Annotated in this window: 19 protein-coding genes; 18 read left to right on the top strand and 1 reads right to left on the bottom strand. The window is 45.8% G+C overall.

From position 1 onward, the window contains the following. The first annotated feature begins 295 nt into the window (after positions 1 to 295). The 14 genes from aspS to HDCHBGLK_RS08740 all read left to right on the top strand — a co-directional run bounded on the left by aspS (position 296) and on the right by HDCHBGLK_RS08740 (position 13180). A complete protein-coding gene (gene aspS, locus HDCHBGLK_RS08680) occupies positions 296 to 1630 on the top strand; it encodes an aspartate--tRNA(Asn) ligase (protein WP_004608425.1) in 1335 nt (444 codons plus the stop codon). Positions 1631 to 1658: 28 nt separating this feature from the next. Next, positions 1659 to 1799, top strand: coding sequence for a hypothetical protein (locus HDCHBGLK_RS18785; RefSeq protein ID WP_004608424.1), 141 nt, complete (start codon positions 1659 to 1661; stop codon positions 1797 to 1799). Between the two features lie 15 nt (positions 1800 to 1814). Beyond that, positions 1815 to 2108 (top strand): Asp-tRNA(Asn)/Glu-tRNA(Gln) amidotransferase subunit GatC, encoded by a 294-nt coding sequence (gene gatC / locus HDCHBGLK_RS08685; RefSeq protein ID WP_004608423.1) that lies wholly within the window; start codon positions 1815 to 1817, stop codon positions 2106 to 2108. A 15-nt stretch (positions 2109 to 2123) separates the two neighbouring features. Next, complete coding sequence (gene gatA / locus HDCHBGLK_RS08690) at positions 2124 to 3674, top strand: Asp-tRNA(Asn)/Glu-tRNA(Gln) amidotransferase subunit GatA (RefSeq protein WP_004608422.1); 1551 nt, start codon at positions 2124 to 2126, stop codon at positions 3672 to 3674. Between the two features lie 2 nt (positions 3675 to 3676). Continuing rightward, a complete protein-coding gene (gatB, locus tag HDCHBGLK_RS08695; RefSeq protein WP_004608421.1) occupies positions 3677 to 5110 on the top strand; it encodes an Asp-tRNA(Asn)/Glu-tRNA(Gln) amidotransferase subunit GatB in 1434 nt (477 codons plus the stop codon). A gap of 87 nt (positions 5111 to 5197) precedes the next feature. Then, positions 5198 to 6610, top strand: coding sequence for an amidophosphoribosyltransferase (locus tag HDCHBGLK_RS08700; RefSeq protein ID WP_004608420.1), 1413 nt, complete (start codon positions 5198 to 5200; stop codon positions 6608 to 6610). Between the two features lie 192 nt (positions 6611 to 6802). Beyond that, positions 6803 to 7264, top strand: coding sequence for an RpiB/LacA/LacB family sugar-phosphate isomerase (locus tag HDCHBGLK_RS08705; protein WP_004608418.1), 462 nt, complete (start codon positions 6803 to 6805; stop codon positions 7262 to 7264). Between the two features lie 14 nt (positions 7265 to 7278). Next, positions 7279 to 8058 carry a triose-phosphate isomerase gene (tpiA, locus tag HDCHBGLK_RS08710; RefSeq protein WP_004608417.1) on the top strand — a complete coding sequence of 260 codons (780 nt, stop codon included), beginning with the start codon at positions 7279 to 7281 and terminating at the stop codon, positions 8056 to 8058. Positions 8059 to 8145: 87 nt separating this feature from the next. After that, positions 8146 to 9162 (top strand): 2-keto-3-deoxygluconate permease, encoded by a 1017-nt coding sequence (locus HDCHBGLK_RS08715; RefSeq protein ID WP_039910064.1) that lies wholly within the window; start codon positions 8146 to 8148, stop codon positions 9160 to 9162. A 64-nt stretch (positions 9163 to 9226) separates the two neighbouring features. Next, positions 9227 to 10225 carry an N-acyl homoserine lactonase family protein gene (locus tag HDCHBGLK_RS08720; protein WP_039910062.1) on the top strand — a complete coding sequence of 333 codons (999 nt, stop codon included), beginning with the start codon at positions 9227 to 9229 and terminating at the stop codon, positions 10223 to 10225. An 84-nt stretch (positions 10226 to 10309) separates the two neighbouring features. Then, positions 10310 to 11560 (top strand): Tm-1-like ATP-binding domain-containing protein, encoded by a 1251-nt coding sequence (locus tag HDCHBGLK_RS08725; protein ID WP_004608414.1) that lies wholly within the window; start codon positions 10310 to 10312, stop codon positions 11558 to 11560. Positions 11561 to 11585: 25 nt separating this feature from the next. After that, entirely contained in the window at positions 11586 to 12191 is a 606-nt protein-coding gene (locus tag HDCHBGLK_RS08730) for a class II aldolase/adducin family protein (RefSeq protein ID WP_004608413.1), read from the top strand. Positions 12192 to 12221: 30 nt separating this feature from the next. Then, a complete protein-coding gene (locus tag HDCHBGLK_RS08735; RefSeq protein ID WP_039910059.1) occupies positions 12222 to 12932 on the top strand; it encodes a GntR family transcriptional regulator in 711 nt (236 codons plus the stop codon). An 11-nt stretch (positions 12933 to 12943) separates the two neighbouring features. Beyond that, positions 12944 to 13180, top strand: coding sequence for a hypothetical protein (locus HDCHBGLK_RS08740; RefSeq protein WP_004608411.1), 237 nt, complete (start codon positions 12944 to 12946; stop codon positions 13178 to 13180). Between the two features lie 53 nt (positions 13181 to 13233). Here the strand turns inward: HDCHBGLK_RS08740 and HDCHBGLK_RS08745 are convergent, their stop codons facing one another. Further along, positions 13234 to 13737 carry a GNAT family N-acetyltransferase gene (locus tag HDCHBGLK_RS08745; protein WP_004608410.1) on the bottom strand — a complete coding sequence of 168 codons (504 nt, stop codon included), beginning with the start codon at positions 13735 to 13737 and terminating at the stop codon, positions 13234 to 13236. Positions 13738 to 13906: 169 nt separating this feature from the next. On the opposite strand from HDCHBGLK_RS08745, the gene HDCHBGLK_RS08750 reads away from it, so the two are divergent. From HDCHBGLK_RS08750 to htpG, 4 genes are all read left to right on the top strand, one after another. Then, the gene (locus HDCHBGLK_RS08750; protein ID WP_147574663.1) at positions 13907 to 14107 is read left to right on the top strand and encodes a hypothetical protein; all 201 of its coding nucleotides are present in this window, start codon (positions 13907 to 13909) and stop codon (positions 14105 to 14107) included. Positions 14108 to 14198: 91 nt separating this feature from the next. Beyond that, positions 14199 to 14903 carry an ABC transporter ATP-binding protein gene (locus HDCHBGLK_RS08755; RefSeq protein WP_004608408.1) on the top strand — a complete coding sequence of 235 codons (705 nt, stop codon included), beginning with the start codon at positions 14199 to 14201 and terminating at the stop codon, positions 14901 to 14903. A gap of 9 nt (positions 14904 to 14912) precedes the next feature. After that, positions 14913 to 18227, top strand: a complete 3315-nt coding sequence (locus HDCHBGLK_RS08760) for an FtsX-like permease family protein (protein WP_004608407.1) — start codon at positions 14913 to 14915, stop codon at positions 18225 to 18227. 181 nt (positions 18228 to 18408) lie between these two features. Continuing rightward, complete coding sequence (gene htpG, locus HDCHBGLK_RS08765) at positions 18409 to 20469, top strand: molecular chaperone HtpG (RefSeq protein ID WP_004608406.1); 2061 nt, start codon at positions 18409 to 18411, stop codon at positions 20467 to 20469. Positions 20470 to 20513 lie beyond the last annotated feature (44 nt).

Here is a 20513-nt window from a genome sequence, read left to right on the forward strand (position 1 = left end):
GCGTCACCGACTGAGAGCGCCGCTTGAGGAATAAGAACAATAGGGAACACTCTGGAGCAGACCGTCTGAACCTAAGTAGGCCGGTACGTAGGCACACGTTACGTGCAAGAGAGGAGCCAAGTCACATAAAAAGTCACAAGGCTCAAAGCGGGTGGTACCGCGGATAGCAAAGAAGATATCCGTCCCGGGAGAGATACAAACAGTATCCCTCCCGGGACTTTTTTCGCGTTGGCAATGAGGACTGCGTTCCAAAACCAACATTGCAATTCGTCCCGGAAAAGAAAAGGAGGACAAAATGGAATATTTAACAGGAGTAAGACACAAGGACACTTTAGAAATCAGTGAATTACGGAAGCAGGCGCAGCCAGGCCAGACAGTCAAAGTAAACGGCGCAGTGCATGCCATCCGGAATATGGGGACAGTGGCATTCGTCATCCTGAGAAAACGGGAGGGGCTTCTTCAGGGAGTATACGAAGAAGGAACCGCAAAGTTTGACTTGAAAGATATCAAGGAGGCTGCCACAATAGAGGTAGAGGGCGTGCTTGAAGAAAATGAAAAGGCTCCGGGCGGCATAGAGATACGGATGGAGAATCTGAAGATCTTAAGCCAGCCCCAGGATGAGATGATGCCGCTGGCCATTTCCAAGTGGAAACTGAACACGTCTCTGGAAGCAAAGTTAAATTACCGTTCCATTTCTCTTAGAAACATAAGAGAGCGTGCCAAATTCAGAATCCAGGAAGGATTGACGCGTGCTTTCCGGGACTTCCTTTACAGCCAGGGATTTACAGAGATTCATACGCCAAAGATTGGAGCGAAAGGCGCGGAAGGCGGCGCGAACATCTTCAAACTGGAATATTTCCACAGGCCTGCGGTTCTTGCCCAGAGCCCCCAGTTCTATAAGCAGATGATGGTAGGCGTATTCGACAGAGTATTTGAGACGGCACCGGTATTCCGGGCAGAGAAGCACAACACCAAGCGCCACCTAAATGAATACACCAGCCTGGACTTTGAGATGGGCTATATCGACGGATTCGAGGATATTATGGCTATGGAGACCGGGTATCTGCAATATGCTATGGAACTGCTGAAAAAAGATTATGCGCAAGAACTCAAGATCCTTGGTATTACGCTTCCAGAGGTGGAGAAGATTCCAGCGGTAGAATTCAGCGATATCAAAGAAAAGGTGTCTGAGAAGTACGGTCATAAGATGAGAAATCCTTTTGACCTGGAACCGGAAGAAGAGCAGTTAATCAGCCAGTATGCCAAGGAGGAATGGGGCAGCGACTTTGTGTTCGTGACACATTACCCGTCCAAGAAGCGCCCCTTCTATGCGATGGATGATCCAAAGGACCCCAGATATACGCTGAGTTTTGATCTGCTGTTCAGAGGAATGGAGATTACGACAGGAGGTCAGCGTATTCACGATTATGAAATGCTGGTTGAGAAGATCAAGGCAAGGGGCATGTCCCAGGAAGGGATGGAGCAGTACCTGGATACCTTCAAGCATGGCATGCCGCCGCATGGGGGAATCGGCATTGGCCTGGAGCGTCTGACCATGAAACTGATTGGGGAGGACAATGTAAGAGAGACTACGCTCTTCCCAAGAGACTTGAGCAGGCTGGAGCCATAGGGGAGGATTCAGAGGTATAGGAGAAAAAATGTATGTTTGGCGGAAAGTGTACGTTAATGCGCAGTTCTTTCCGGAACATGCAACCATATTCTGCAAAGACGGCCTTTCCGTGGCACTGACGCCAAGCGAGAAGATAGAGTCAACAGATTATTTCAGTTTTTATCAATGATAGAAGGAGGCAATTATGGCACATAAAATATCAGACGAGACCATCGAATATGTAGGAATTCTGGCAAAACTCGAATTAACAGGCCAGGAGAAGCAAGACGCGAAGGCCGATATGGAGAAAATGCTGGATTATATAGATACGTTAAATGAACTGGACACGGAAGGGATAGAACCGATGTCCCATGTATTTCCTATTAAAAACGTATTCCGCGAAGATGTGGTGACGAACGAGGACGGAAGCAAAGATACGCTGGCCAATGCGCCGCTTCAGAAGAACAACAGTTTCAAAGTACCAAAGACAATTGGTTAGGAGGGTGCGGATACAATGGATATTATGAGCATGACAGCAGTAGAAATAGGAAAAAAGATCAGATCAAAAGAAATATCGGTAGCAGAGGCCGTAAAAGCATCTCTGAGCCAGATTGAAAAGGCAGAGGAAAAGATTCATAGTTTTGTGACGGTTGACAGGGAAGGCGCGCTGAAACGTGCAGAAAAGATCCAGAAGCAGTTGGAGGAAGGCAGCCTTACAGGCCCTCTGGCGGGAGTGCCGGTGGCAATCAAGGATAATCTTTGTACCAAGGATATGCTTACCACCTGCAGTTCTAAGATTCTGGAAAACTTTAAGCCCACATTTACAGCAGAGGCAGTAAGGAATCTGGAAAAGGCGGGGGCAGTGATCATCGGCAAGACCAATATGGATGAATTTGCCATGGGCAGCACGACAGAGACCTCTTATTTCGGAGAAACCAGGAATCCATGGAATCTAAAGCATGTGCCGGGCGGCTCCTCCGGCGGTTCCTGCACAGCGGTAGCAGCGGAAGAATGTGCGTTTGCGCTTGGTACTGATACCGGCGGGAGCATCCGCCAGCCCAGTTCCTACTGCGGCGTTGTGGGAATCAAGCCTACGTATGGCACGGTATCCCGTTACGGCCTGGTGGCCTACGGATCATCCCTGGACCAGGTAGGGCCGATCGCGAAGGATGTGACGGACTGCGCGGCGATTCTGGAAGCGATCGCCTCCCATGATCCGAAGGACAGTACCTCGATTGACCGGGACGCTTATACCTACCCGGGAAAGGAAGAAGGGATTAAGGGCTATGACTTTACCGGCGCCCTGGTGGATGATGTGAAGGGGATGAGAATCGGCATCCCGCAGGATTATTTCGGAGAGGGGCTGGACAAGGAAGTAAAAGAACAGATTCTTCGCGCGGTAAAAGTATTGGAGGAAAAGGGCGCGATTGTGGAAGCATTCGATCTCAGCCTTGTGCAGTATGCGGTCCCTGCCTATTACGTGATCGCTTCAGCGGAGGCAAGTTCCAACCTGTCCCGCTTTGACGGAGTGAAATATGGATACCGCACGGAGGAATACAAAGGGCTTCATAATATGTACAAAAAAACCCGCTCTGAGGGATTCGGCTCCGAGGTAAAACGAAGGATCATGCTGGGTTCCTTTGCGCTTAGTTCCGGCTATTATGACGCTTATTACCTGAAGGCATTGAAGACAAAGGCTCTTATCAAGAATGCGTTTGACAAGGCTTTTGAGAAATACGACGTGATTGTGGCGCCAGCTGCGCCTACAACAGCGCCGGAATTAGGAAAGAGCCTGAGCGATCCGATGAAAATGTATCTGGCGGATGTCTATACTGTTTCCGCTAACCTGGCCGGCCTTCCGGGAATCAGCGTACCGGTGGGGCAGGATTCCAAAGGCCTGCCCGTGGGAATGCAGCTGCTCGGCAACTGCTTTGAGGAGCATAAGATCCTCCGGGCGGCATACGCATACGAACAGACGAGGCCTTATGAAAGGCCAGGCTTTGTAAAGGACATGGCAGGGCAGGAAGCTGCCCGGGCGGATGAAAGCAAGAAAGGGGGCCGATAATCATGACCAGACAGTATGAAACGGTGATCGGACTGGAAGTCCATGTGGAATTAGCAACTAAGACCAAGATCTTCTGCTCTTGCAGCACGCAGTTCGGAGGCGCGCCCAATACGCACACCTGCCCTGTGTGTACCGGCATGCCGGGGTCTCTTCCGGCACTGAACAGGCAGGTGGTAGAGTATGCTATGGCTATCGGCCTTGCCACCAACTGCGAGATAGCCAGGGAATGCAAATTTGACCGCAAGAATTATTTCTATCCGGACAATCCGCAGAATTACCAGATATCCCAGCTGTATCTGCCGATTGCAAGAAACGGATATGTGGAGATCGAAGCAGGGGATATTAAGAAAAAAGTTCGCATCCATGAGATGCACATGGAAGAAGACGCAGGAAAACTGATCCACGACGAATGGGATGACACCTCGCTGGTGGATTATAACCGAAGCGGCGTCCCGCTGGTGGAGATCGTATCCGAGCCGGATATGCGGTCGGCGGAAGAGGTGATCGCTTACCTGGAGAAACTGCGCACCATCATCCAGTATCTGGGGGCATCCGACTGCAAGCTGCAGGAAGGCTCCATGAGAGCGGATGTCAACCTGTCTGTCCGGGAAGTCGGCAAAGAGGAATTCGGCACCCGAACGGAGATGAAGAATCTAAACTCCTTTAAGGCCATAGCCAGGGCGATCGAAGGCGAACGCCGGCGCCAGATAGAACTTCTGGAAGAAGGGAAAGAAGTAGTCCAGGAAACACGCAGGTGGGATGACAACAAAGAGGCTTCCTATGCCATGCGTTCCAAAGAGGACGCCAAGGATTACCGCTATTTTCCGGAACCCGACCTGGTTCCCGTGATCATCAGCGATGAATGGATTGAAGAGGTAAGATTAAGACAGCCCGAACTGCGGGCAGAGAAACTAGAAAGATATAGGAAGGAGTTCGATATTCCCCAGTATGACGCGGAGATTATCACAAACTCCAAGCATATGGCGGATATTTTCGAAGCGGCCACGGCTATCTGCAAAAAGCCAAAGAAAGTGTCCAACTGGCTGATGGTTGAGACCCTCCGCCTTCTGAAGGAGCATGACATGCAGCCGGAAGATATCCGATTCTCGCCGGAGAATCTTGCAGGGCTGATCGAACTTGCCGACGCGGGAACCATCAACAGTTCTGTGGCAAAAGAAGTGTTTGAAAAGATATTTGAAGAGGATGTAGATCCAAAAGACTACGTAGAGAAGCACGGGCTTAAGACGGTGAATGATGAAGGCGCGCTTATGGAAGTGCTGACGCACGTGATTGCCGAGAACCCGAAGGCTGTCGCTGATTTTAAAAACGGGAAAGAAAAAGCCCTTGGAGCCCTCGTGGGACAGACGATGAAGGCCATGAAAGGCAAAGCGGACCCGGGGCTGGCAAGCCAGAAGTTAAGAGAGATGTTAAGGTAGCATTAGACAGAAGCGGTTGCCATGTGTTACAATGCATGAGTAATATCAAGGAATATAAAATACGATGAATAGAAAAGGAGAAGTCATATGGGAGGTTTTTTTGGCGTAGCGTCAAAGAATGATTGCGTATTAGAACTTTTTTATGGAGTAGATTATCACTCGCATCTTGGAACCAGACGAGGAGGTATGGCAACATATGGCAAGGCTGGATTCAACCGTGCAATCCACAACATTGAGAACTCGCCGTTCCGTACGAAGTTCGACCGCGATGTCAGTGAGATGAAGGGACACCTTGGAATTGGATGTATCTCAGATTTTGAGCCGCAGCCGCTGCTGATTCAGTCTCATCTGGGAAGTTTTGCAGTTACAACGGTTGGAAAGGTGAATAATTATGAAGAATTATTGAACCGGCTGTATAATAATGCACGTTCTCATTTCCAGGAGATGACGAATGGTCAGATTAATGTAACAGAACTGGTTGCGGCACTGATCTGTGAAAAAGATTCTATCTTGGAAGGAATCAAATATGTGCAGGAACTGGTAGATGGCTCCATGACCATGCTTGTGATGACTAAAGAGGGAATCTACGCAGCCAGAGACCGTTATGGAAGAACACCTCTTGTAGTTGGGCATAAGACAGATGCTTATTGTGTATCTTTTGAAAGTCATGCATATATTAACCTTGGATATACGGACTATAAAGTGTTAGGTCCTGCAGAGGTCGTATATGTTACTCCGGAAGGTGTTGAGGTGCTTTGCAAACCACAGGAGGAGATGAAGATCTGCTCTTTTTTGTGGGTGTATTACGGATATCCGACTTCTTCTTATGAAGGTGTCAATGTAGAAGAGATGCGTTATAAATGTGGTAGTATGCTGGCTAAGAGAGATGGGAATTCTGTTCGTCCGGATATTGTTGCCGGTGTTCCGGATTCTGGTATAGCCCATGCAATCGGATATGCGAATGAATCGGGTATTCCGTATGCCAGACCATTTATTAAGTATACACCAACATGGCCGCGTTCTTTCATGCCGACTAATCAGAGCCAGCGTAACCTGATTGCACGTATGAAGTTGATTCCGGTACATGCTTTGATTGAGAATAAGAAACTGCTTCTGATCGACGATTCTATCGTGCGTGGAACCCAACTTCGTGAGACGACAGAATTCTTATATCAGAGCGGAGCCAAAGAAGTACATGTCCGTCCGGCATGTCCTCCGATTATGTATGGATGTAAGTATCTGAACTTCTCACGTTCCAAATCGGAGATGGAACTGATCGCAAGGCAGATGATTAAGAAACGGGAAGGCGATGATGTATCGAAAGAGGTGCTGGAGGAATATTCGAATCCATGTACCTGCAGGTACGCGCAGATGATCGAGGATATCAGGAAGCAGCAGAACTTTACGACGCTGCGGTATCATAGACTGGATGATCTGTTAACATCTATTGGGATTGAGCCTTGTAAGGTTTGTACTTATTGCTTTGATGGGAAAGAGTAGGAAGTTGTGTGTTATATAGAAAGGGAGTGCGCTTCGCAGATAAATGCTTATCTGCGAAGCGCACTTCTTTTTTCGTTTAAGAATTACATGATAGAAATAAGGATTGCTATTGACAATGGAAAATGTGAGTGCTATTATTGAAACATAAATCGTATCCAATATCCGATATCCGAAAAAGAAAGGAGTATAGAGATGAAAATAGCAATTGGATGTGATCCGAATGCACAGACGGTAAAAGAAGAGTTAATTAAGTATATTGAGAAGAAGGGATATGGAGAGGTCACTGATTTTGGCAGTGAAGATCCCATATATGCACATACGGCTATAAAAGTTGCGGAAAGTGTTGCTGCAAAGGAATATGACAGAGGAATCTTAATCTGTGGTACGGGTATTGGTGTATCTCTGGCAGCAAATAAAGTAAAAGGAGCTTATGCGGCACTGATTTCAGATATATATTCTGCTACAAGAGCAAGGCTCAGCAATAATGCGAATATAGCATGCATGGGGGCCTTTACTACGGGGAGCAAGGTGAGAGAAGGAATGGTGGATGCCTTTCTGACGAATGAATTTGTTTCGGGGTGTGCATCCCAGCCGAAGGTAGATGCGTTCGTTGCTTATGATAATAGTCGTGAAAATGGTAATGGACAAAAGTAAGTGGAGGAAAGAAAGTGAAGAAGTTATATTTTGGCAGTAATCTAAAAATGTATAAGGGTATGGAAGACACTTCGGCATATTTGCGGGAATTAGTAGAACGGACCAAGGATATTAGTCGTGATAAAATAGAACTTTTTATTATTCCGTCATATACATCTCTAGATGCAGCGGTAAAATGCGGTGACCGCAATTATGTAAGGATTGGGGCCCAGAATATGTGCTGGGAGGATGAAGGTCAATTTACGGGTGAAATCTCTCCTTGTATGATAGAAGAAATGGGCATTAATCTGGTAATGATCGGTCATTCGGAGAGAAGACATGTTTTTGGCGAAACAGATGTAGAAGAGAACAGGAAAGTCAGATTAGCGTTAAAACATGGCTTTAAGACTCTGCTCTGCATTGGCGAGACTGCAGAAGAAAAGAAATATGGTATTAGTTCTGAGGTACTTAGAACCCAGCTTAAGATAGGATTTTATGGTGTTGATGCGTCCGATGCTTTGAATATATGGGTAGCCTATGAGCCGGTGTGGTCAATTGGGGTGAATGGAACCCCGGCTACTGCGCAATATGCAGAAAAAATGCATGAAGTGATTAAGGAGACTCTAAGAGAGATATTTGGAGAGACCGGCGAGAGCATTCCTGTTTTATATGGGGGAAGTGTCAATCCCCAGAATGCAAATCAACTCATTATACAGCCATCGGTTGACGGCCTTTTTGTCGGGAGATCTGCGTGGCAGGCACAGGCTTTTGAGAAACTTATCAGAAACGCAAAATACGTGTACGAAAATCAATAATGAGACAGCAAAAAAATATTTGCAGCAGTAATACTAAAATATGGATTGAAGCAAGGATATGGAGAAAAATTTAAAGGAGGAAATAAAATGAAGGAAAAGAAAAGTTTTTTTAAACTGATGCAGAGAATTCCTGGCGGATTAATTATCGTTCCTATGCTGGTGGGTGTGCTTGCAAACACGTTTATACCGGATGTATTAGAGATTGGTGGATTTACGACAGGAATGTTTAAGTCAGGAACGGCCTGTCTGCTGGGCATGTTTTTGCTGCTGAACGGAGCTTCTATTGATGTTAAGAAGATAGGAATGCCACTGTATAAGGGATTCGTTTTAACATTGATGAAGTTCATCTTTGGTGTTGCGTTTGGCCTGCTGGTTACCAAATTGTGCGGTGTGGCAGGATTTGCGGGGATTACTCCGATGGCAATCATTGCAGCACTCACTAACTCCGCAGGAGGATTATATTTGGGACTTGCACAGCAGTATGGTGATGAGACGGATGCGGGAGCAATTTCGATTCTGTCATTAAATGACGGTCCGTTCTTTACTATGATTGCAATGGGAACAGCGGGTATGGCATCCATTCCGATTTATGCATTTATTGCAACTTTGATTCCTTTGATCATTGGTATTATCTGGGGCAATCTGGATGATACTTTCCGAAAGGTAGCTGCAGATGCGATGCCGATTATCACATTCTTTATGATGATTCCAATTGGAGCGGGAATGAGCCTGATGAGTCTGGTACAGGGCGGCATGGCAGGATTGATTCTGGCAATGATATCAGCATTGACAGCATTTCTGTTCTATTTTGTATACCAGCTTCTTCTTCCTAAGAATAAGCGGAATGCAATGGGAGCAGCAATTGGAACGACAGCAGCGAATGCGACAAGTGTACCGGCATCTGTGGCAGAGGTGGATCCAACTTGGGAGCCATATGCAGGCACGGCAACGGCGCAGGTCGCCGTGGCAGCGATTGTAACAGCGTTTACAGCACCGATCATAACTTCTATGTGTGATAAGCGTATGAGAAAAAAGAAACTGGGTATTTACTCAGAGGAAGCGATTGCTGAACGGGAAACGATGGCACAAACCCAAGCGCAGTAAAGCCCTTTGATTAAGGTTATAAAAATATAATATAACAATTTTAATGAAAGAGAGGATTATTATTATGTCACTAACAATCAGACCACTTAATTCTGGTTACATTCCAACAAAACCACTGGAGTATTGGTATCATTTTTCCTGTAAAAAATATGTAGAAAAGATGGGGATCTCGAATGAATCTGATCAGTTGCCGGATTTCACATTTTTAATTGAGGGAGGCGAGAAACTTGTCCTGGTTGATACGGGTATGTCCTGGAATGAACATGCAGATAAATATCATCATGGACCGTCCATGCAGAGACCAGGAATTGATGATATCGAATCTCGTCTGGCTCAAGTGGGTTACAAACCGGAAGATGTAGACATTGTATTGTTTACACATCTTCATTGGGATCACGTTTTCTATATTGAAAAGTTTACGAATGCACGTTTCATCTGCAATGAAGCAGAATGGAATTATGCACATAATCCGGTTCCGCTGCACTATAAGTCTTATTGCCGACCAATTATTGCGAAAGACGGGGATGTTACAGTGGGTGATGAATTTGTCGCACCTTATGATGCACCGGGGGTGAAGGAACGTTTTGAGACGGTAAGAGGTGAAGTGGAGATTATTCCGGGTGTCAGTGTCTATGAATCATTCGGCCATTGTCCGGGACATATGAGCATTGCTGTTCAGACAGAAGATGGTCCTTACTTCTGTGTAGGGGATTCAGTATTTGTAATGGGTAATATTGATGCGCCACAGGCTATGCAGGATGAATTGCACTATGATATCTGCCCGCCGGGACGCTTTGTAGATATTGTTGCTGCATGGGAGACGGTTCGTGATCATGTGCGCCGCTGTAAAGAAGCGGGAGTTGATCCTCACAAACATCTGCTGCTGGCCCATGATGTTATTTTATCTGCCGCAGTAGAAAAATATGAGGATTCTCATGATAATAAGATTCCGGTAATCGGGACAAAAGACAGTGACTTTGTATTTGATGAATTCAAAACTGCAATCATCGATAAAGATGCTAAAAAAGCAGCAGCAAAGGCACAAACAAAATATTTTAGTTAATTATTTGTTGCGTAATGTTCTGTTGTGAAGACTGTCAATCGGATAGTCTTCACAATGTGTATATAGAAGAAATGGTGAAAAAGTATGAAAACAATAGCGATTATTGAAAGTTGCGATACAAAATATAAAGAAGCAGAATTTATTAGTAATTTTATAAAAAAGGAAGATTTGAATACTTTAGTTCTTAATACAGCGACAGGACCGGATCCCTCGTATAATTATGACATTTCCAGAGAAGAAATTGCACAAGCATATGGAACTTCATGGTCAGAGATGGAGCCGAAATCAAAGGGAGAAAAGATTGATTTCATGAAGGATGCGGTTGCAGATTATGTTGAAAAACTGTATTTGGAAGGGAAAATTGATGGAATTATTTCCGTAGGAGGTTTACAGAACACAGTCATGGCAGCGAACGCCATGCAGAGACTTCCTATTGGTTTTCCAAAGGTCATAGCTACAACCGTTGCCAGTGGAACCAGAAAGTTTGATTTGGTAGTAGGGGATAAGGATATTACGGTTATGCCGGCAATCTGCGATTTTACAGGTCTGAATATTGTAACACGTCAGGTCATTTCCAATGCCTGTGCCTGTTGTGTGGGCATGGTAAAATGTGCAGGGAAAGTGTTAAAAAAAGGAGACAAACCAGTTGTGGCTGTTACTTTGATGGGAGTAACAAATAACGGTGCTGTTGAGGCTGTAGAAGAATTAGAAAGGGTAGGGTTGGAAGTGATTGGATTCCATGCAACCGGAGTTGGCGGTGCGACGATGGAAAATATGGCTGCAAGCGGAATGGTAGATGGGATTCTGGATTTGACGCTTCATGAGTTGACATCGGAGTATTTTGGCGGTGGATTTTCTTATGGACCAAGATCAAGTATCCGTCTGGTAGAGTCTGTTGAAAAAAAGGTACCTTTGGTTATTAGTCTGGGAGGTTTGGATTTTGTTGATTTTAGTACGAATGAACTTCCGGGACGTATGGATGAAAGGAAATATATGCTGCATAATGCCAATACAGCGCATATCAAGATCCTTCCGGATGAGGCTGAAGCGCTCGGTAAGATTCTGGTGGAGAGACTTAGTAAAGTAACCTATCCGATTAAACTATTAATTCCTACAAAAGGAATGAGGCATAATACACAGGAAGGACAGGAGTTATATTCACCAGAGAGTGATAGTGTGCTGATTCAGACAATTATTAACAATGTAAATGATAATGTAGAAGTTATTGTAATTCCACATAATCTGGATACGAAAGAATTCGGGATTAAAGCAGCACATTATATGATAGATGAAATGAAACAAAGAGGTAAATTGTCACAGGATTTTTCTTATTAGGGCACGAGAATTAGGAGGTATATCGATGACTCAGGAAGTATATGAAATAGCAGAAAAACTTGTTATTGCAAGCAAAAGAGCGTATAATAGAGGAATACAGACTGGCAGTGGCGGCAATGTAAGCGCCAGAATTCCAGGGACTGAGACAATGCTTGTGAAGGCGAGCGGCGGCTCGCTAGGTGACTGTACACCCGAGGGATTTTTGATTACTGATTTCGAAGGAAACTTAATTGAAGGGGATGGAAAGCCAACCAGAGAAGCGTTGCTGCATGGATATATCTACAAACTTCGGCCGGATGTCAATGCGGTTGTACATGTACATTCACCGTATGCAATTGGGTGGTCTTCTTCTAAGAAGGATCTGCCGCTCGTAACCTGGCATGCACAGCTTAAGAATCCGGCTGCGTATCCAACGCTGGATGTACACGCGGCGATGGTTCGAACTGAAGATGTTCCGATGGTCGAAGAGATGTTTAAGAAGACATCGGATATATCAGCATTTCTATTGGCCGATCACGGTGTGGTTGCAATGGGTAAAGATGCTCTTGCAGCAGAACACACAGCGGAATTGGTAGAGGAGACTGCACAGGTAGCGATTCTGGATAAACTGGTAGAGAAGCTCGGTCTGTAAATAAAGGAAAGATGAAGAGTTATACCGGATATGAATAGTAGAGTGACAATGAACCAGGAAGATTCAATGATACTGCAGAGGGATACATTTCCGATGCAGGTATTAAATAAATTGATGGATTGGATTATGGACGGGAAATTAAAAATGGGAGAAAAGCTAAATACCGAAGAACTTGCAAGACAGCTTGGTGTAAGCAGGATGCCGATTAGAGAGGCATTGAATAGGCTGGAGAAGATGGGATTAGCAGAATCAGTACCCTATGTAGGTATGAAATTAGTATCCCTGACGCAGGATGACCTTTTGCAGATATATCAGATGCGTCAGTTTCTGGAACCTTTAGCAGCAGGCAGAGCATGTGAGAAGATTACAGAAGAAGACGTACAAGAGCTGGAGGCTATACATGGGGAATATATACAGATTGTTGAGCAGCCAGAATTGAATGCTAAGGAGTTGTATCTGCAGAATCGGAAATTCCATTTTAAGATTTATTCTATCAGCGATATGAATAGAGTATGTTCAGTCATTGAATCATTGTGGGATACATTATCATTTTTTAAACTGATCTATGGTCGAGATGTTATCAAGAATAAAACTGGTGTGCCTAAGATGATTGCAGAACACCAGAGTTATATTGATGCCTTGAAAAAGAGAGATGCTGAAACTTTGAAGCGGTCATTGTATGAGAACCTGGCTGAGAGGATAGAAGGTATTTCGCGGGAAACAGATTTTTATATAGTGTAAAAGGAGAACTTATGAAGATAAAAAAGGTTACGAATGCGCCGGAGTTTTTTAAAGTAGTGGATAGCTGCCAGGGGAGGGTTGAACTTTTAACTGGGGAAGGAGACAGACTGAACCTGAAGTCTAAACTGTGTCAATATCTGTCTATGTCGCAGATCTTCTCCAGAAGCGAGGAACTTCATCTGGAGATTGTGGCAAGTGAGGAAAAGGATTTACAGAAATTATATAAGTATTTTTCGCAATATGAATAAATAGACATCAAAACTGTTGGAATGGGAGCTTTGTATAAGCTCCCAATATACCTTTATTGGATTTCATACGTCAGGATATAATCATCCATCACAAACCCATTCCCTATATCAGTCATTTGAGCATCTGTAATTACGAATCCCAAGTGGTTATAAATTGCCAGTGTATTCGCATTATACTTATTACAAGTCAGCCAGATCTTTTTATGCCCCCGTTCTTTACAGAGATTAATCAGGAAATTCATTGCTTCCGTAGCGAGATGCTGTCCGCGGAAGTCTTTTTTTATGTAAAGTTTGCTTAAGAAGAGTGCGTCCTCCTCTGGATGAATGCCAGCGTATCCGGCTAATGTGTGGGAACTGTAGATCTGGTAATACTCATATCCGTTGTTCTCGACCTGTGATTTGATAGCCGGATGAGACTGGAACTTATTCACCATGTAATTAACCTGTGCTTCTCCGATAATTGGAGTAAAATGCTGATGCCAGATGTCTTCTGCCAAGGTGGCAATGTCTTGAATCTCACTGTCTGTCTTTGCCTGCAATATACTTACTGTGTACATACTTCTAACTCCAATTCTTTATAATAGTTTTATAAATAAGCCATTTTTCTTCTGTTATTATACGTGATATAATTGATTCGTACAATAATGGAATATTAAAAATTTTAATATTTGGAGGAGAATTTGCTGTTGAAGACAGAGTAACTGACGGTGGTTGGAACGGGAAGCAGTGCGAGTTATATTTACCGATGCATATAATGAGAAGATCGAGGCAGTTATGCACCGGATTGAAGGCATCACGGATGAGCGAAGCGAGGCGCGAAGACAGGATATATTAAAAGCACAGGCGGTATGCTCCTTTCGGGAGAACGGGAACGACTTGGCGGGACGTATTTCTGTCGTGTTCATATTCTTGGCTCCTGTTCTTTAGAATAGTTTTATAAATAAGTCAATTCTCTTCTGCTATTATAAGTGATATAATAAATAGATACAATAATGAATTCAGAGGTCGGAGGAAGGCAATGGACAGGTTTGTGTCATTAGAGGGCGTGAAAAAGGTATACAATATGGGCGAGGTTAAGATCATGGCCGCCGCGGGAATCGACTTCCAGATCAAGAAGGGCGAATTCGCGGTAGTGGTAGGGCCAAGCGGCGCAGGGAAGACCACGGTTCTTAACATTCTGGGGGGCATGGATACGGCGACGGAAGGGAAGGTCCTGGTGGATGGACAGGATATCGCTACCTATTCCCAGAAGCAGCTTACAGCGTACCGCAGGGATGACATTGGCTTCGTATTCCAATTCTATAATCTGATCCCTAACCTGACCGCGCTTGAGAATGTGGAACTGGCGCTGCAGATATGCAAAGATCCTATGGATGCGGCAGACGTGCTGGAAGAAGTGGGATTGGGGGAGCGGCTGAACAACTTTCCGGCACAGCTTTCCGGAGGGGAGCAGCAAAGAGTATCGATCGCCAGGGCTTTGGCCAAGAATCCGAAGCTTCTGCTGTGCGACGAGCCCACAGGGGCGCTGGATTACAATACAGGAAAAGCCATTCTCAAACTGCTGCAGGATACCTGCCGCAACAAGGGAATGACGGTCATACTGATTACGCATAATTCGGCTATAGCGCCAATGGCGGATCGCGTGATAAAGATTAAGAACGGAAAAGTTTCTGACATTATAGAGAATAAATATCCTGTATCGGTTGAGACGATAGAGTGGTAGAGGTGGCGCATGGGAACAAAGTCTACGCGAAAAGATTTTTATATGGAGATAAGAAAGAGTTCAGGGCGTTTTATATCAATCCTGTTTATTGTGGCGCTCGGAGTTGCTTTCTTTTCCGGGATACGCTCCTCCGAGCCGTCAATGCGGCTAACCGGAGATGCTTATTTCGACGGCGCGAATCTTTTTGACATTAAGACGGTAAGCACGCTGGGAATCACCAGAGAGGATATCCGGGCGCTTCAAGATGTGGATCATGTGGCAAAAGCGGAAGGCTCATACAGCGCGGACTTCCTAAGCAATACAGAAGATGAGCAGTATGTTCTTCACGTGATGGCGCTGCAGAAAGATATGAATGAGGTGGCGGTGACGGATGGCAGGCTTCCGGAGAAGATCGGCGAATGCCTGGCGGACGATGAGATGGGATACAAGGTGGGCGATAAGATTACGCTAAAGTCGGGAACCAGCAATCCGGTATCGGATACGTTAAAGACAGAGAAGCTTACGGTAGTCGGAACCGGCAGCAGCCCCTGCTATATCTCCTTTGGCAGAGGCAGCGCAGCCATCGGAACCGGAAGCATAGATGGATTCCTGATCGTCCCGGAACAGACGTTTGACCTGGAGGCCTATACGGAAGCCTATGTGCAGGTGGCGGGGGCAAAGGAATTGACGACCTATACGGAAGCCTATGATAAAAAGATCGAAGAGGTCATGGATGGCATTGAAGACATCACCGGAGACCGGGGCAAGATACGAAGACAGCAGTTGCTGGATGATGCCAATGCCGAACTTGACAAAGCCAAGGATGAACTCGCGAAAGGAAAAGAAGAATCTGACCAGAAGCTAGGCGATGCAGCCAATGCCATTGCCGATGGCGAGCAGCAGCTAGGCGATGCCCGGGCGAAGATAGAGGACGGCAAGAGCCAGATTGCCGATGCGAAGGCAACCTTGAATTCCAAGCAGAAGGAACTGGACAATGCAAAGGCAGAGTATGAGAACGGACTGGCAAAGTTTCAGGAAGGAAAGGCCGCTTATGAGCAGGGCGCGGCAGAGTTTGCCGCAGGCAAGCCGGCAGCACAGGAACAGATCCGGCAGGGAGAAGAAGGGCTGGCCATGTTCCGCCAGCAGCTGGATCAGGGCTGGAACGGATATAACCGGCTTCTGGAGAACATAAAGTGGATGGAGGATAATCCCATGGACCCATCGCGGCCCGAATATGATGAATGGCTCCTGACATTGGGAGGACTAAAGGAGCAGGCAGATGCGACAAACAAGGATCTTAGCGCGCAGGAAGAGGAATATGCCAAGCAGTCTGCCAAACTTGAAGGGGCGAAAAAGCAGTTAAGCGATGGCGGGCAGAAACTTCAAGATACGAAGGTCGCTCTGGATGCCAGCGAGCAGCAGCTTAGCCAGGCCGCTAACCAGATAAAGTCGGGGCAGGAGCAGATCAATGCCGGATGGCAGGAACTCCATTCGAAGGAAGCCACGCTGACCGATGGCGAGAATGAACTGAACGCCAAGGAAGCGGAACTGGAAGATGCCAAGAAGGAATATGAAGACGGCAAGGCCAAAGCCGAGGCCGAGATAGAAGACGGCGAGAAGAAGATCAGCGATGCGGAAAGGGAGATCGCCGATATCGAAAAGCCCAAATGGTATGTCTATGACAGAAGTTCTCTGCCGGAGTTCTCCGGATACGGAGAGAATGCCGACCGGATGCGGGCCATAGGAAAGGTGTTCCCGGTCATCTTCTTTCTGGTAGCCGCGCTGATCAGCCTTACCAGCATGACCCGCATGGTGGAGGAGCAGCGCACCGCGATTGGAACCATGAAGGCGCTGGGTTATGACAAATTCGCCATTGCGTCCAAATATCTGGGCTACGCCCTTCTGGCGACGGTGGGCGGAAGCGTGATCGGCGTGCTGGTAGGCGAAAAGATCCTTCCCTTTATCATTATCTATGCGTATGAGATTATGTACCACCACATCCCGAAGATATTGGTGCCCTATAACTGGAAATATGCGGCAATCGCTTCCTTTGCGGCGATCATCTGTACCATGGCTGCTACATTCCTGGCCTGCTACAGGGAGTTGGACGCGCAGCCGGCGGAATTGATGCGTCCGCCATCGCCGAAGGATGGAAAGCGGGTATTTCTGGAGCGGATAGGGATAATATGGAAGCATCTGAACTTTACATGGAAGTCTACCGTAAGGAATCTGATGCGTTACAAAAAGCGTTTCTTCATGACCATATTCGGGATCGGAGGCTGTATGGCCCTGATGCTGGTCGGTTTTGGGCTTAAGGATTCCATCTTTGATATCGCGGATATCCAATATGATGATATTCAGGTATATGACGGAAGCATCTACCTTCAGGAGAACCTGACGGAGGAGCAGAGGCAGGATTTGAGAGGATTCCTTAAAAAAGACAAGGACGTGCAGCGCTTTATTGATGCTAATATGCAGAGCGTGACGCTGGTCAATGGTAAGAAGGAGCGGGAAACCTATGAATGCGTATTGGAAGATCCGGGAAAAATGAACCAGTACATCCATCTGCGCGACCGCAAGACCAAGGAAGCCTATGAATTATCGGACGAGGGAGCGATCATAAGCGAGAAGACAGCCAAATTGCTGGATGCAAAGGAGGGGGACAGTGTCTACATCAAGGATGAGAAGGATGGGAATAAAGAAGTAAAGATCGAGCATATCTGTGAGAATTATATGGGACACTATCTCTATATGACGCCAAAATACTATGAGAAGGTGTACAATGAGAAGCCGGATTATAACAGCATATTCTTTGCCGCCAAGGATTCTTATACGAAGAAGCAGTTGGAGAAGGCCGGAGAAAAGATTGTGGCGGAGGATGCGGTGCTCAGTGTTGGCTATATGCATGACATAGAGAAGCAGCTGGACGATATGCTAAAGAGCCTGAATCTGGTAATCGTTGTCCTGATCATCTCGGCAGGAATGCTGGCCTTTGTCGTGCTTTATAATCTGAATAATATTAATATTACGGAAAGACAGAGGGAGCTTGCCACGCTTAAAGTGCTGGGATTCTACAATCCGGAAGTGGCAGCCTATGTGTACAGGGAAAATATCATCCTGACATTTGTGGGAGCGGCTGTGGGAGCAGTTCTTGGAAGGATTCTCCATTTGTTCGTGATCCAGACGGTAGAGGTGGATGCCGCCATGTTCGGACGTAACATCAACTTGCCAAGTTATCTGTACAGCCTGGCGTTTACCGTAGCATTTTCCTTTATCGTCAATGGCGTGATGTATTTTAAACTCCGGAAGATAGATATGGTAGAGTCATTAAAGAGTGTTGAATAGGGTCATATTTTCAAAAGAACTTTTAATATAAAAATTATATATTCAAGGGAATTGTTAGCACTCTTTTTCAAAGAGTGCTAATTTTCTATTGACTTTTGAATTTCTTCGTATTATCATAACTGATAGATAATCAAGCGGGAGATAGCCGCAAAAAAATTACAATGAATTAGGAGTGATAAAGATGGCAGCAAAAAAAGGCAGTTTATCTATCAGCAGTGAAAACATATTTCCAATTATAAAGAAATGGGTGTACTCAGACCATGATATTTTCGTGCGCGAAATGGTATCCAATGGCTGCGACGCGATTACGAAGCTTAAGAAACTGGATATGATGGGTGAATACCAGCTTCCGGATGGCTATAAGCCCAGCATCAAGATTGAGGTAAATCCAGAAGAAAAGACGCTGAAGTTCACAGACAATGGCATCGGAATGACGGCTGACGAGGTAGAGGAATATATTACCCAGATCGCATTCTCCGGCGCTACAGAGTTCCTGGAAAAGTATAAGGACAAGACGACGGAAGATGATATGATCGGCCATTTCGGATTGGGATTCTATTCAGCCTTCATGGTAGCGGATGAAGTGCATATTGACACGCTTTCTTATAAGGAAGGCGCCACCCCGGTTCATTGGGTAAGCAACGGCGGTACGGAATATGAGATGGAAGATGGCGCCAAGGCAGAGGTAGGATCTACCATGACGCTGTACCTGAATGAAGACAGCCTGGAATTTGCCAATGAATACCGTGTAAGAGAAGTCATCGAGAAATACTGTTCCTTCATGCCGGTTGAGATCTTCCTTTCCAAGGAACATGCGGAACCGGAGTATGAGACCATCGATGAGGCGGATTTAAAAGAAGATGATGTAGTCATCGAGCATATTCACGAAGATGCCAAGATGGAAGAAAAGGAAAATGAAGACGGCGAAAAGGAAATGGTGGAAGTAGAGCCGGCTAAGGAAAAGGTGAAGATCCAGAAGCGTCCGGTATCCTTAAGCGACATTCAGCCTTTGTGGACAAAGCATCCGAATGAATGCTCGGATGAGGACTATCTGGAATTCTACCGCAAGGTATTCCTGGACTATAAAGAGCCTCTGTTCTGGATCCACCTGAATATGGACTATCCATTTAACTTAAAGGGAATCTTATACTTCCCAAGAATCAACACCGAATATGATTCTATAGAAGGAACCATCAAGCTGTATAACAATCAGGTATTCATCGCCGATAATATCAAGGAAGTCATACCAGAATTCCTGATGGTATTAAAGGGAGTCATCGACTGCCCGGACCTTCCGCTGAACGTATCCAGAAGCGCGCTGCAGAATGATGGATTTGTCAATAAGATTGCGGACTATATCTCCAAGAAAGTAGCGGATAAACTGTCCGGAATGTGTAAGACAAAGAGAGAGGATTATGAGAAATACTGGGACAGCATCAGCCCGTTCATCAAATTCGGATGCCTCAAAGACGAGAAATTCTGCGATAAGATGAAGGATGCCATCCTCTTTAAGAATATCGGCCACAAATATCTGACGCTGAAAGACTGTATCGAGGAAAACGGCGGAGAAGTAGTGGAGCCAAATGACAAGAAGGAAGAAGAGAGTGCTGATGGCAGCGATGAGAACAAAGTAGAAGAGATTAAGACGACGATCTACTATGTAACGGATGAAGTACAGCAAAGCCAGTACATCAACATGTTCAAGAGTCAGGGACAGGATGCGGTAATACTGGGACATAACATTGATTCCCCATTTATTACGCAGCTGGAGCAGCGTAACCCGGCCATCCGGTTCCAGAGAATCGACGCTGACGTGACGGATACCATCAAGGAAGAAGTGGCGGAAGAGGAGAAGGAAGAATTTAAGAAGACCTCTGACAGCCTGATTGAAATTTTCCGCAAAGAATTGGAAAATGACAAGCTGGATGTAAAGATAGAGAAACTCAAGGATGACAATACGGCAGCCATGATCACCCTGTCAGAGCAGAACCGCCGAATGCAGGAAATGATGAAGATGTATGGCATGGACGGAATGAATATGGGCGGAGAGAGCACCCTGATCCTGAATGCCAACCATCCGCTGGTGCAGTACGTGGTAGAGCACAAAGACAGCGAGAATACCAGCATCATCTGCAAGCAGCTCTATGATCTGGCGATGCTGGCACACAAACCATTAAGCCCGGAAGAGATGACGGCATTCGTAAAGAGGAGCAATGAGATCATGATGCTTCTGACGAAGTAAGGAGAATAGAATTACGGCCTCCGGCTATTTTGCCAAACGATAAG

Source organism: [Clostridium] scindens ATCC 35704 (assembly GCF_004295125.1).
Lineage (GTDB): Bacteria > Bacillota > Clostridia > Lachnospirales > Lachnospiraceae > Clostridium_AP > Clostridium_AP scindens.

Excerpts from the sequence above, each read along its gene's own strand:
- aspS (WP_004608425.1), top strand. The coding sequence starts at position 296 with ATGGAATATTTAACAGGAGTAAGACACAAGGACACTTTAGAAATCAGT.
- HDCHBGLK_RS18785 (WP_004608424.1), top strand. The coding sequence starts at position 1,659 with ATGTATGTTTGGCGGAAAGTGTACGTTAATGCGCAGTTCTTTCCGGAA.
- gatC (WP_004608423.1), top strand. The coding sequence starts at position 1,815 with ATGGCACATAAAATATCAGACGAGACCATCGAATATGTAGGAATTCTG.
- gatA (WP_004608422.1), top strand. The coding sequence starts at position 2,124 with ATGGATATTATGAGCATGACAGCAGTAGAAATAGGAAAAAAGATCAGA.
- gatB (WP_004608421.1), top strand. The coding sequence starts at position 3,677 with ATGACCAGACAGTATGAAACGGTGATCGGACTGGAAGTCCATGTGGAA.
- HDCHBGLK_RS08700 (WP_004608420.1), top strand. The coding sequence starts at position 5,198 with ATGGGAGGTTTTTTTGGCGTAGCGTCAAAGAATGATTGCGTATTAGAA.
- HDCHBGLK_RS08705 (WP_004608418.1), top strand. The coding sequence starts at position 6,803 with ATGAAAATAGCAATTGGATGTGATCCGAATGCACAGACGGTAAAAGAA.
- HDCHBGLK_RS08715 (WP_039910064.1), top strand. The coding sequence starts at position 8,146 with ATGAAGGAAAAGAAAAGTTTTTTTAAACTGATGCAGAGAATTCCTGGC.
- HDCHBGLK_RS08720 (WP_039910062.1), top strand. The coding sequence starts at position 9,227 with ATGTCACTAACAATCAGACCACTTAATTCTGGTTACATTCCAACAAAA.
- HDCHBGLK_RS08725 (WP_004608414.1), top strand. The coding sequence starts at position 10,310 with ATGAAAACAATAGCGATTATTGAAAGTTGCGATACAAAATATAAAGAA.
- HDCHBGLK_RS08730 (WP_004608413.1), top strand. The coding sequence starts at position 11,586 with ATGACTCAGGAAGTATATGAAATAGCAGAAAAACTTGTTATTGCAAGC.
- HDCHBGLK_RS08735 (WP_039910059.1), top strand. The coding sequence starts at position 12,222 with ATGAATAGTAGAGTGACAATGAACCAGGAAGATTCAATGATACTGCAG.
- HDCHBGLK_RS08740 (WP_004608411.1), top strand. The coding sequence starts at position 12,944 with ATGAAGATAAAAAAGGTTACGAATGCGCCGGAGTTTTTTAAAGTAGTG.
- HDCHBGLK_RS08745 (WP_004608410.1), bottom strand. The coding sequence starts at position 13,737 with ATGTACACAGTAAGTATATTGCAGGCAAAGACAGACAGTGAGATTCAA.
- HDCHBGLK_RS08755 (WP_004608408.1), top strand. The coding sequence starts at position 14,199 with ATGGACAGGTTTGTGTCATTAGAGGGCGTGAAAAAGGTATACAATATG.
- HDCHBGLK_RS08760 (WP_004608407.1), top strand. The coding sequence starts at position 14,913 with ATGGGAACAAAGTCTACGCGAAAAGATTTTTATATGGAGATAAGAAAG.
- htpG (WP_004608406.1), top strand. The coding sequence starts at position 18,409 with ATGGCAGCAAAAAAAGGCAGTTTATCTATCAGCAGTGAAAACATATTT.